The sequence below is a fragment of the Cohnella thailandensis genome (genome assembly GCF_014212135.1).
Lineage (GTDB): Bacteria > Bacillota > Bacilli > Paenibacillales > Paenibacillaceae > Cohnella > Cohnella thailandensis.
On sequence record NZ_JACJVQ010000024.1, the window covers coordinates 304492 to 317448 of the forward strand.

The 12957-nt window shown below is 61.9% G+C and carries 8 protein-coding genes; all 8 read left to right on the forward strand.

Going from position 1 to position 12957, the window contains the following annotated elements; translation table 11 throughout:
- Positions 1 to 13: 13 nt before the first annotated feature.
- Positions 14 to 862, forward strand: coding sequence for a transketolase (locus H7B67_RS26955; protein WP_185122979.1), 849 nt, complete (start codon positions 14 to 16; stop codon positions 860 to 862).
- 1 nt (position 863) lies between these two features.
- The gene (locus tag H7B67_RS26960; protein WP_185123040.1) at positions 864 to 1805 is read left to right on the forward strand and encodes a transketolase C-terminal domain-containing protein; all 942 of its coding nucleotides are present in this window, start codon (positions 864 to 866) and stop codon (positions 1803 to 1805) included.
- Between the two features lie 14 nt (positions 1806 to 1819).
- Positions 1820 to 3379, forward strand: coding sequence for an FGGY family carbohydrate kinase (locus tag H7B67_RS26965; RefSeq protein WP_185122980.1), 1560 nt, complete (start codon positions 1820 to 1822; stop codon positions 3377 to 3379).
- A 30-nt stretch (positions 3380 to 3409) separates the two neighbouring features.
- The gene (locus tag H7B67_RS26970) at positions 3410 to 5149 is read left to right on the forward strand and encodes a DUF5605 domain-containing protein (RefSeq protein WP_185122981.1); all 1740 of its coding nucleotides are present in this window, start codon (positions 3410 to 3412) and stop codon (positions 5147 to 5149) included.
- Between the two features lie 869 nt (positions 5150 to 6018).
- Complete coding sequence (locus H7B67_RS26975) at positions 6019 to 7161, forward strand: alpha/beta hydrolase (protein WP_185122982.1); 1143 nt, start codon at positions 6019 to 6021, stop codon at positions 7159 to 7161.
- Positions 7158 to 9437 (forward strand): glycoside hydrolase family 3 protein, encoded by a 2280-nt coding sequence (locus tag H7B67_RS26980; RefSeq protein WP_185122983.1) that lies wholly within the window; start codon positions 7158 to 7160, stop codon positions 9435 to 9437. Before H7B67_RS26975 ends, H7B67_RS26980 begins: the two co-directional genes overlap by 4 nt.
- 126 nt (positions 9438 to 9563) lie before the next feature.
- Positions 9564 to 11336: a sensor histidine kinase gene (locus H7B67_RS26985; protein ID WP_185122984.1), complete on the forward strand. Its 1773-nt coding sequence runs from the start codon at positions 9564 to 9566 to the stop codon at positions 11334 to 11336.
- Positions 11314 to 12924 carry a response regulator transcription factor gene (locus tag H7B67_RS26990; protein WP_185122985.1) on the forward strand — a complete coding sequence of 537 codons (1611 nt, stop codon included), beginning with the start codon at positions 11314 to 11316 and terminating at the stop codon, positions 12922 to 12924. The genes H7B67_RS26985 and H7B67_RS26990 overlap by 23 nt, the downstream gene beginning before the upstream one ends.
- Positions 12925 to 12957: the final 33 nt, after the last annotated feature.

Here is a 12957-nt window from a genome sequence, read left to right on the forward strand (position 1 = left end):
AGGAGGAGATCCCATGAACAACTCGGAGCTTAAAGCGAAGGCGATCCAGATCCGGATGGACCTGCTTCGAATGATCCACGGCGCCCGAACCGGGCATACCGGAGGCTCGCTCAGCAACACGGACATTCTGACCGCCCTCTATTATCGAATCATGCGAATCGATTCGGCCCGTCCCAAGTGGGACGAGCGCGACCGCTTCATCGCGAGCAAAGGCCATTCCGTCGAATCTCTCTGGTGCATCCTGGCGGACCTCGGTTTCTTCCCGAAGGAGGAGCTCGCCACGTTCAGCCAATTCGGGACCCGGCTCATCGGGCATCCGAACAACAAGGTTCCCGGCATCGAGATGAACACGGGAGCGCTCGGGCACGGCCTGGCCATCTCGGTCGGAATGGCGCTGTCGGCGAAGCGCGACGGCAAGGCGTACCGGGTTTACTGCCTGATGGGAGACGGCGAGCAGGCCGAAGGCTCGGTCTGGGAAGCGGCGATGGCGGGGGCTCATTACGGGCTGGATAACCTCGTCGGCATCGTCGACCGCAACCGGCTGCAGATCAGCGGCTCTACGGAGGAGGTCATGGGGCTCGATCCGCTCGACGAGAAGTGGGCGGCGTTCGGCTGGAACGTCATTTCGCTGGACGGCAACGACATCGACGAGCTCGTCGCGGCCTTGGAGCGGGTTCCCGCGATCCCTGGCAAGCCGACGCTCATCATGGCCAACACGGTGAAGGGGAAGGGCGTATCGTTCGCGGAAAACGTCCCGCATTGGCATCACCACGTGCCGAGCGACGAGGAGCTGGCGAAGGCGCTGGCGGAGCTGACGGAAGCGGCCGAGAGATTGAAGCAGCAGGAAGGGCAGGTGCGATAGAATCATGAACAAGATTCCGAATCGACAAGTCATCTGCGAGACGCTCGCGGAGCTGGCAAGGGACGACCGCGACATCATGGTGCTGGCGAGCGATTCCCGCGGGTCGGCGGCGATGGCCCCGTTCGCGAAGGAGTTCCCCGACCAGTTCGTGGAGGTCGGCATCGCGGAGCAGAACATCGTCGGCATCTCGGCGGGGCTGGCCCACAGCGGCAAAAAACCGTTCGTGACGTCTCCGGCGTGCTTCCTCAGCATGCGCAGCATCGAGCAGATCAAGGTCGACGTCGCCTATTCCGGCACGAACGTGAAGCTGGTCGGCATCAGCGGCGGCGTCAGCTACGGGGCGCTCGGCATGTCGCACCATTCGGTCCAGGACATTGCGGTCGCGAGGGCGATCCCGGGTCTGGCGGTCGTGCTTCCGGCGGACCGGCACGAGACGAAGCGGATGACCGAAGCGCTGGTCAAGCACGAAGGCGGCGTGTACGTGAGAATCGGCCGCAACCCGGTGGAGGACTCGTACGGGTCGGATGAGGAGTGCGAGTTCGTTCTGGGGCAAGCCGTCACGATGAGGGACGGCGCCGATCTGACGATCATCGCCGCGGGGGAAACGGTTCGCGTCGCGCTCGACGCGCATGAGGCGCTCAAGGAGGCGGGCGTCTCCTGCCGGGTGATCAACATGCACACGATCAAGCCGCTCGACGAGGAGGCCGTGCTTCGGGCCGCGGGCGAGACGGGCCATATCATCACGGTGGAGGAGCACAGCATCCACGGAGGCCTTGGCGCCGCGGTGGCCGAGGTCGTCGTGCAGCATAAGCCCGTCCCGATGCGCATCGTCGGCATTCCGGACGAGCCGGCGATCGCGGGCAAGACGAGCGAGGTGTTCGAGCACTACGGCATCAGCGCGAACAACCTGAAGCGGCTTGCTCTCGAGCTGCTGGGCAAGTAAGGGGAGGCGATTGCATGTCTCTTAAGCCGTCCCCGGAGAAAGATTACATTCTCGCGATCGACCAGAGCACGTCGGGCACGAAGGCGCTGCTGGTCGACCGTTCCGGCGAGGTCGCGGCCCGCTGCTCGCTCGAGCATAAGCAATTCTATCCTCGGCCGGGCTGGGTGGAGCACGACGCGCTCGAGATTTACGGGAACGTGCGGCGCGCCGCGCGGGCGGCGTTGGAGTCGGCCGGCGTCGGTCCGGAGCGGCTCGCCGCGCTGACCGTCACGAACCAGCGGGAGACGGCGGTACTGTGGGACCGGACGACCGGGCTGCCCGTTCACCGCGCGATCGTCTGGCAGTGCCAGCGCACGGCGGAGCGTTGCGCGGAGCTGCGCGAGGCGGGATGGGAGAGCGCGGTCCGGGAGAAAACCGGGCTGCTGCTCGATCCGTACTTCTCCGCGGCGAAGTGGAGCTGGATGCTGGAGAACGTCCCGAACGCGAAGCGCAAGCTGGCGGCGGGAGAGCTGCTGGCGGGCACGGTCGACAGCTGGCTCATCTGGAAGCTGACCGGCGGGCGCGTTCACGCGACGGATTATACGAACGCGAGCCGCACGTCATTGTATAATATCCATACGCTCGAGTGGGACGAGGAGCTGTGCGCGCTGTTCGGCGTTCCGGACTCCGTCTTGCCCGAGGTGAAGTTCTCCGACGAGCTATTCGGCCATGCGGAGGATCCCGAGCTGTTCGGGGATGCGCGGGTGCCGATCTCCGGCGTCATCGGCGATTCGCAGGCCGCGCTGTTCGGCAACGGCTGCCTGAAGCCGGGCACGGCGAAGGCGACCTACGGCACGGGCACTTCCGTGCTCATGAACGTGGGCGAACGGCCCGCCCCGGCCGGAAGCGGCCTCGTTCAGGCGATCGCCTGGGGCCGCGGCGGCAAGATCACCTATGCGCTGGAGGCGGTCATCCGCACGTCGGGCGACAGCATCAAGTGGGTTCGCGACAACCTCGGCCTGTTCGCCGACATGGACGAGATGCAGAAGCTATTGGACATGGCGCCGGAAAATGAAGGCGTTTACCTCGTGCCGGCGTTCGTCGGGCTCGGGGCCCCTTACTGGCAGCCGGACGCCCGCGCGGCGCTCGTCGGCATGAACCGCGGCACGGGGCGCGCCCAAGTCGTTCGCGCCGCGATAGAGAGCATCGCCTACCAGGTGCGCGACGCGGTCGAGCTGCTGGAAGGGGAGTCCGGCATTCCGCTGAAGGAATTGCGGGCGGACGGGGGCGCGTCGGCGAACGCCGTCCTGATGCAGTTCCAGGCCGATATGCTGGGCCGCGCCGTATTCAAATCGGACGTGGCGGAGCTGTCCGCGATGGGCTCGGTCTATCTCGGCGGCCTCGGAGCCGGCTTCTGGAGCTCGCTGGAGGAAGCGTTCGCAGGGGCGAACGCGGGCGAGAGCGGAAGCGCGGACGCAAGGCGGGGTCATCTGTACGAGCCCGCCATGGCGCCGGACAAGGCGGAAAGGCAATACGCGGGCTGGAAGCGGGCGGTCGCTTCCGTGATCGGAGCGCCGGAGAACCGGCTTGCCTAGACCATAACGAGCTAATAAGGAGAGGATCTCATGGCATTCCGCGAGACGGACAAGTTTGGCCACGTGTTAAAAAATCCGGAATCGAGGGCGATCCTGTTCAAGAACGATCCCTCCCTCGCGTCTTCCGACTATCTGCTTCAATTCCGCAAGCTGGGGACGTTCGGCTCCTATCTGGAGGCTCTGCCTTCGGAAGAAGCGAAGGAGGCGCTGCTTCGGGAGCTGGAGCCTCTCCATCCGCTCGGGGAGCCGGAGGAGAAGGCGCCTTCCGCGGACTATGAGGACGCGTCGGTCGCCCGAGGCTCGGCGGCGGCCCGATCTCCCGGGGAAGTCGAGCGATGGGGGATGTTTCAGCTCTCGCTGGAAGGGCCTAGCCACGGCAATCCGTTCGTCGACGTCGGCCTGAGCGCCGACTTCTCCGACGGAGAACGGACGCTGCGCGCGCTCGGCTTCTACGACGGGGAAGGGCGCTACCTCGTCCGGTTCATGCCGGACCGGGAAGGGGAGTGGACGTTCCGGACGAGCAGCAACGCGCGCTCGCTGGACGGCATCGAAGGCCGGTTCGCGGTAACGGCTCCGGCCGAGGGCAATCACGGTCCGGTTCGGGTGAAGAACACGTTCCATTTCGCCTACGAAGACGGAACGCCTTATTACCCGGTCGGAACGACCTGCTACGTATGGACTCACCAGGGGAACGAGCTCGAAGAGCAGACGCTCAGGACTCTCGCCAAGGCTCCTTTTAACAAAATGCGCATGTGCGTTTTTCCGAAGGCCTACCTGTACAACGAGAACGAGCCCGAGCTTTATCCGTACGAGGGCTCGCGGGAGCAAGGCTGGGACTATTCGCGCTTCAACCCGGCGTTCTTCCGCCATCTGGAGAACCGGATCGCGCAGCTGGGCGAGCTCGGCATCGAGGCCGACCTGATCCTGTTCCACGCGTACGACCGCTGGGGCTTCTCGGAGATGGGCAAGGTCGCGGACGACCGCTACCTGCGCTACGTGACCGCCCGCTTGTCCGCGTTCCGCCATATTTGGTGGTCGCTGGCGAACGAATACGACCTGATGTGGGAGAAGGAGACGGACGACTGGGAGCGCTTCGCGGGCATCGTGACGGGGAACGACCCGCACGGCCATTTGATCTCGATCCACAATTGCAATCCGTTCTACGACTATAGCCGGCCGTGGGTCACCCACTGCAGCATCCAGCGCCAGGACGTTTACCGGACGGCGGAGTATACCGACGAGTGGCGCGCCAAGTGGAACAAGCCGGTCGTCATCGACGAGTGCGCGTACGAAGGCAACGTGGAGACGGGCTGGGGCAACATCAGCGGCCAAGAGATGACGAGGCGCTTCTGGGAAGGAGCCGTTCGCGGAGGCTATGTCGGCCACGGCGAAACGTATCTTCACCCGCAGGATATTTTGTGGTGGGCGAAGGGCGGCGAGCTCCACGGCACGAGCCCCGACCGGATCGCGTTCCTGCGCCGGATTCTCGAGGAGGGGCCGGAGGGCGGCATCAACCCGCTGAAGAAGACGCAGATGGATTGGGACGTGCCGATCGGCGGCGTTCCCGGCGAATACCTGCTGTACTACTTCGGCTTCAACCGCCCGTCGTTCCGCGTGTTCCATCTGGAGCCGGGGACCCGCTACACGGCGGACGTCATCGATACGTGGAACATGACGATCGAGCGGCTGGAGGGCACGTACGAAGGAACGTTCCGGATCGAGCTGACGGGCCGGGAGTATATGGCCGTGAGGTTCATGAAGGCTCAATGATGACTCGATAATGACCTGATGAAGGTGGGCGATCCCGTTTGCCGGCTTTTTGTGGCAGGGGGTCGCCTATCCGGGCAGGACTCTTCCTTGGCTTTGCCGCAATAAGCATGAAATTTCATGCTTATTCTGGCGCTATCGCCCGAGTTGCGGCATTAAACATGGAAAATCATGTTTAATCCGTTCTTATCGCCCATTTTGCCGCAATAAGCATGAAAAAGCATGTTTATTTCGTCGAACTCGCCAATATCGCCGCAATAAGCTTGAAATATCATGTTTAATCCTTGATACACACGGTATTTAGCCTACGATCACGCACATAAGTTACTACGCCCCTACTCCCTCTCCGCAACTCCGCAACTCTGTAACTTCGCAACTCTGCAACTCTGCAACTCCGCAACTCTGCAACTCTGCAACTCCGCAACTCCGCAACTCTGCAACTCTGCAACTACTCTGTAACTCCGTAACCTCAATAACCTCAATAACCTCAATAACCTCAATAACCTCAATAACCTCAATAACCTCAATAACCTCAATAACCTCAGCAACTTCCGTAACTCAGCAACCTCAGCAACCTCAGCAACCTCAGCAACCTCAGCAACCTCAGCAACCTCAGCAACCTCCGTAACTCAGCAACCTCTGTAACCTCTGTAACCTCCATGCCCGTGCCCCTCTCGCACCCTACGGAACCTCATACCTTCCGCAGCTGTCTTGACCGCCTCTTCTCATAAAGTCGGATTTGCTAAACCCTAAAGTCGTCAAATCGAAAGCCCGTCCCGCGGGTTCGCCTTTACAATAAAAGCAGCAGAGAGCAAGCGATTGACCTGCCTGGAACCGCACTTCCATATCCTACGCTGGAGAGGAGCAAGAAGATGGACGCTAGGTACCCGGAATGGCTGGAGGCGTTGGAGAGGAAAACCCGAAGCGAGCAGAGGGACGGCTATACGTTCGTGACGAAGCCGATTCCCGAGGACGAAGCGGACGCGCCCGGACGGATGGATCCGCGGGTGTATGCGGTGCAGAAGAAGCTGTTCGACGAGATGCCGCAAGGCTTCTCCCTGCCGCTCGACCCAAGCGATCCGATCGCCTTCGCGAAGACGATGAGGGCGCTCATGGGTTGGGACAACGAAGACGTAACCGGAGGAGCGGTGTCGGCCGTCGGCCGGACGATCGAAGGGAGCGGCGGCCCGATTCCGGTGAGGATTTATACTCCGCCGGGGGAGCGGCTCCGGCGCGCTATCGTGTTCTTCCACGGGGGCGGCTTTATCGGCGGCACGCTGAGGACGGTGGAGAACCCGTGCAAGTGCCTGGCGCTGCGCGCGGACGCCGTCGTCGTCTCCGTCGATTACCGGCTCGCGCCCGAGCACCCGTTCCCGGCGGGCGTAGACGATTGCTGGGACGCCGTCCGCTGGGTCAGCGAGCACGCGGGCGAGCTCGGCGTTCGGCCCGGTCCGCTGGCGGTCGCCGGGGACAGCGCGGGAGGCAATCTCGCCGCCGTATGCGCGCTGAGGGACCGGGACGAAAGAACCGGGCGGATCGGCTATCAGGCGCTGATTTACCCGACCGTGAACATGGGGGCGCTTCCGACCGAGGAAGGCGGCGAATGGAAGCTGGACGCGTACGAGATCTCCGACGAGCATCGCGACGTTATCATTCCCGATCTTCTGGCGATGAAGGGAGACGGCACGAATCCGCTGCTCCGGCTGTATCTTCAGGACAACGCCGAACCCGATCACCCTTACGCAGCGCCTCTTCACGCGGATTTGTCCGGGCTGCCGGAGACGCTCATCGCGACCGCGGAATACGATTACCTCCGGCTTGAGGACGAGGCATACGCCCGCAAGCTGGCCAAGGCGGGAGTCGCCACGACTCTTATTCAATACAACGGAACGAGCCACGGCTTCATGGACAAGTCCGGGCTGTTCCCGCAGGTGGAAGACGTCATGAAGGAGATCGCGGCGGGCTTCCGCCGGGCGATGAACCGTTTGGAGGAAAAGGAGCGAGCAACCGAATGAGCGAACATACGGAAATGAAGTCGAAAACGACCCCGTCGGTCCGGTACGCGGCCAACGAGAACGGACCGACGCTGGGCTATTCCGCGGAGTCCGGCGTCACGATCCTGGAGGTGGACGGCCTTCGCTTCAAGGATATGAGCAAGGACGGCCGACTTCATCCTTACGAGGATTGGAGGCTTCCCCCGAAGGAGCGGGCGAAGGATCTCGCTTCCCGAATGAGCGTCGAGCAGATCGCGGGGCTGATGCTGTACAGCCCTCATCAGGCGGTTCCCGCGACGTTCGGCTTTTTCCCGGCGACATACGGAGGCAAGCCGTACGAGGAGAGCGGGGCGGACGCATCGGATCTGACGGACCAGCAGAAGGCGTTCCTCGAAGCCGACCATGTCCGCCACGTGCTCGTGACGGCAGTCGAGAGCCCTGCCGCGGCGGCGGTTTGGAACAACCGCTTGCAGGCGGCAGCCGAAGCCGCTCCGCTCGGCATTCCGGTCAATATCAGCACCGACCCGCGCCACGGCACGGACTCGAGCGCCGAATACAACGCGGGCTCCGGCGGCGCGATCTCGATGTGGCCGGAAGCGCTCGGTCTCGCGGCCACGTTCGACCCCGCGGTGGCGGAGCGCTTCGGGGAGGTCGCCGCCAAGGAGTATCGCGCGCTCGGCATCGCGACGGCGCTGTCCCCGCAGGTCGACATCGCCACCGATCCGAGATGGAGCCGGTTCAACGGCACGTTCGGCGAAGATCCCCGTCTGTCCGCCGACATGGGGAGAGCCTACATCGACGGCTTCCAGACGACGGAAGGCGCCGAAGGCGGCTGGGGAGCGGACAGCGTGAACGCGATGGTCAAGCATTGGCCCGGCGGCGGCTCCGGCGAAGGGGGACGGGACGCGCACTTCGGTTACGGCAAATACGCCGTCTATCCCGGGAATAATTTCGAAGATCATCTGATTCCGTTTACAGAAGGGGCTTTCGACCTGAGAAAGGGCACCGGAGAAGCATCCGCCGTCATGCCGTATTATACGATCTCGTACGGACAGGATAAGAAGAACGGAGAAAATGTCGGCAATTCCTACAGCGAGTATCTGATTTCGGATCTGCTTCGAGGCAAATACGGGTACGACGGCGTCGTCTGCACTGATTGGGGAATTACGGAGGACGAGCCGTCCCGGATCGAGCGGCTGTTCCCCGGCGGCCGGAGCTGGGGAGTCGAATCGGGCTACACCGTCGCGGAGCGACATTATAAGATTCTGATGGCGGGAGTCGACCAATTCGGAGGCAACAGCGAGATCGGCCCGATTCTCGAAGCCTATCGGATCGGCTGCGAGAAGCAAGGAGAGACGGCGATGAGAGAACGCTTCGAGCGTTCCGCCGTCCGGCTGCTGACCAACCTGTTCCGGGTCGGCCTGTTCGAGAATCCGTACCTCGCGCCGGAGGAAAGCGCCCGTATCGTCGGTCATCCCGACTTCGTGAAGGAAGGCTACGAAGCGCAGCTCAAGTCGGTGGTGCTGCTGAAGAATCGCGGACAGACCCTTCCTCTCAAGAAGGGGACCAAAGTCTATATCCCGCAGCGCCACACGCCCGCCGGCATCAGCTGGTTCGGGTTTCCGATCGCCGAGAAGACGGAGCATCCGATCAGCCTGAAGACGGCGGCCCGCTACTTCGAGCTGGTCGAGACGCCGGAGGAGGCGGACGTCGCGATCGTCGCCATTCGCGGCGCCGATTCGGGGAGCGGCTACAGCCCGGAAGACGCGGCGGCGGGAGGCAGCGGCTACGTGCCGATCAGCCTGCAATACGGGCCGTATACGGCGGAGCACGCCAGGGAATCGAGCCTCGCCGGAGACGCCCGGGACAAGGACGTGCTTAACCGTTCCTACCGGGGCAAGACGGTCCGGGCGCACAACCACGAGGACCTCGCTCTCGTTCTGGATACGAAGGCGGCGATGGGAGACAAGCCGGTCATCGTCTCGCTTAACCTGACGAAGCCGACGGTCTGCCGGGAGTTCGAGCCCGCGGCGGACGCGATCGTCGTCAGCTTCGGCGTCCAGGATCAGGCGCTGCTCGATATACTGACGGGAGAAGCGGAGCCGTCCGCGCTGCTGCCGATGCAGCTTCCGGCGAACATGCGGACCGTCGAGGAGCAGGCGGAGGACGTTCCGCACGACATGGAGGTCCACGTCGACGCCGAGGGCAACCGCTACGACTTCGCCTTCGGCCTCAACTGGTCGGGCGTCATCGCGGACGCGAGAACGAAAGCTTACGGCAGGCGAAGCCCGGAATAACCCGTCTCATTGCCCGGAGCAAGCGAGCGCCGAACGGCCAGGCACCCGGTCCTATCGGACCGGAGTGCCTTTTTGCGACAGAGATGATAGCATAGACGAACAAGGCCAAGAAGGGAGACCTATCCGATGAAGCAGCTTCGTCCCTGGCTGAATTCCTTGCGAGTCAAGCTATTCGTCATCATTCTGCTTATCGTCGCTCCTCTTATCGTGATCATCACGATCAACGATTACTATTCCGTGCACGTCGTCCGCAACCAAGTGGCCCAATCGAACAAAAACCTGCTTAGCCTGTACATGAACCAGATCGATTCGAACCTGATCGACATCGACAATTACCTGTTCAACGTCTCGGAAGGGAACACGGACCTGCTTCAGTTCGAGTACCCGGGCAACAAAGGGAGCGCCCAATACTCGCTGGCCAAGATCCGTCTTTTCAACGAGATGAAGAACGAGATCGAATACTACCGCTCGATCGACATGTTTTTCCTCTTTTCCGAGTCGAACGACGATATCCTGCTGGCCGGCAGCTCCGATTACGGAACGACCTACGATCGCCGCGAGGCGGTCCAGAACGAAGTCCGCAAGCTGCTCTCGACCGACCTGTCGCGAATCGATTACGAGAAGTGGCACGTGTGGAAGGCATCGGACGGCGAATATTATTTATATCACGTGGTCAAAACGGGAACGGTGTACGTAGGGGCTTGGGTCGCGGCGGACAAGCTGATGACTCCGCTTCATCTGATGGATTTCGGCGAAGAAGGAGGGGCGCTGCTGGCGACGAAGGAGCTGGCGCCGATGCAGCTGAGAGAGAAGGTGGAGTCGGAGGGGATCGACCTTCATTATGATTCGAGCGCGTTCGAGATCGCCGGCGGCAAGCAATCGTACCTGGTCATGGGGGAAGCTTCGGCCAAGGGGGATTTCCACTTGATCGCCCTCATTCCGGAGACCGCGATTTTGCAGAAGCTGCCGTATCTCCAGAGAATCTCTTCCCTTATCACGATTGCGGCCTGCGTCTTCCTGGTTCTCTTTTTCTTCGTCATGAGGAAGGTGTTCCTGCTGCCCATCCAGCGAATCATCTCGGCGATGCGCAAGCTGAAGGACGGCAACTGGTCTTCTACCCTGAAGCCTTACTCCACCTCGACGGAATTCGAAGTCATGAACCAGACGTACAACCATATGATCGACGAGATCCGGAATTTGAAAATCAACGTGTACGAGGAGAAGCTGAACCATCAGCGGGCGGAGCTTAAGCATCTGCAGCTTCAGATCAACCCGCATTTTTTCCTCAATGCGCTCAACATTATTTATAACCTCGCGACGGTGAAGGATTACGCGCTCATCCAAGAGATGACGAAGTGCCTTGTCGCCTACTTCCGCTTCATGTTCCGCAGCAATACCTATTTCGTATCGCTGAAGGACGAGCTGGAGCATACCCGCAATTACTTGAGAATCCAGCAGCTTCGTTTTCCCGGGCATCTGGCCTACCGGATCGAAGCCGAGCCGGAGCTGCTGGAGTACGATATTCCTCCTCTCATCATCCAGACGATCGTCGAGAACTCGATCAAGTACGCCGTCAGCATGGATGGGATCCTGGAGGTGTATATCCGGGTTCGTTCGGACACGCTCCGCGATCCGGATAAACTGTTCGTCGAGATCGGCGATTCCGGACCGGGCTATCCCGAAGAAGTGCTGCGCAAGCTGCGGAGCAACGAAGAGACCATCAGCGAGGAAGGCGAGAACGTCGGCATCTGGAACATCAAGCGGAGGCTTGAGCTGCTGTACAAGCAAGAGGCGTTTATCGCGTTCGGCAATGCTCCCGAGGGCGGGGCGAGGGCGGAGATCGGCTTGCCGCTCGTACAAAAGGAGGGAAGCGGGAATGTACCAGGTTCTTCTCGTTGACGACGAAGTACACGCGGTCCGGGGTCTCGAGGCGGGGATGCGTTGGGATCGGCTCGACGTGTCGGAGGTGCATACGGCCCATAGCCTCAAGCAAGCCCAAGAGGTGCTGGGGAGAGGCGGCGTCGACCTCATGGTCTGCGACATCGAGATGCCGCAAGGCAGCGGGCTGGAGCTGCTCGCGTGGGTTCGGGAGCATCATCCGCGGACGGAGACCGTGTTCCTCACGTGCCACTCGGACTTCGGCTACGCGAAGCAGGCGATCTCTCTCAGCAGCTTCGATTACCTGCTGAAGCCGGTCGATTACGGGGAGCTGGAAGGCGTGCTCGCGAAGGCGATCGACAAGATCGGCAAGGATCGGGAGCGGCGCCGGTTCGAAGAGACTCACCGCAAGTACGCGCAGCTCTGGGAGGCGCATCGTCCCCTGCGCAAGGAGAGATTCTGGAAGGACATCGTCGAGCAAGCGATTCCGGCGATTCCGGAGCGGATCGATTCCCGCGCGGCGGAGAGCAACCTGAGCTATCACTCCGGCCAGAGCTTTCTTCCGATCTATGTCCAGGTTCAGCGCTGGAACAAGACGCTGTCCCAGCGGGAGCAGAGAATCATGGAGTACGCGCTGCGCAACGCGGCCGAGGAGCAGATGTGCGGCAACGACGCGGAAGCCGCCGTCGTGCCGCTGGATAACGGGGCGATTCTCGTTATTCAGCCCTGGTCGGAGAACGAGTCGCTGAAGCGGGTCAAGGGCAGCTGCGACGAGTATATCGCGAGCTGCAACCGGTATTTCTACTGCGACTTGTGCATCTACGTGGGTTCGCCGGCCTTCCCTCCCGGAATGGCGGAATCGCTTCGCGAGCTGCGGCGGCGCAGCCGGGACAACGTGACGGTGACGAACGAGGCGCTGCTTCCCGGCGAGCTTGCCGCTTGCCGGTCGCCGTTCGTTCCTCCTCCGCTGAAGGAGTGGGCGGAATGGATGAAGAGCGGGGCGAGGGATCGGCTCGAAGCGGATATCGAGAGCTATCTCGGAACGCTGAAGGAGGAGAAAGGGAGCCTGAACGGGGCGGGGCTGCAGCGGATCTACCAAGATTTTCTTCAGATGGTTCTTTACGTGCTGCAGCTAAAGGGACTGCAGGCGAACGAGGTGTTCTCGGAGAACCTGCTGACGGGCAAGCCGGAGGCGGCGCTCCGCTCGCTTCAGGCGTTCCGCGAATGGGCGCTGAACGTCGTCGAGGCGGCGATGAGCCGGCTTCACGCGACGGAAGGGAGCCTGTCCATCGTCGACAGGGTCAAGCGCTTTATCTCCGAGCAACTGGGAGAGCAGGAGCTGTCCCGCGAGGAGATCGCGAACCACGTCTACCTCAATCCCGATTATTTGACCCGCCTCTTCAAGAAGGAATGCGGCCTGTCGATCTCGGATTATCTGCAACAGCAGCGCATCGAATACGCGAAGAAGCTGCTTGCCGGCTCGGAACAGTCGATCAGCGATATCGCGCTGGCTTCCGGCTATTCCAACCTGTCCTACTTCTCCACGATCTTCAAGAAGGCGACGGGAACGGCTCCGGCGGATTACCGGCGTAGCTGCCAGAAGCTTTGACCCGGCAACACCTCACGGTCGCCGAAGCGATTG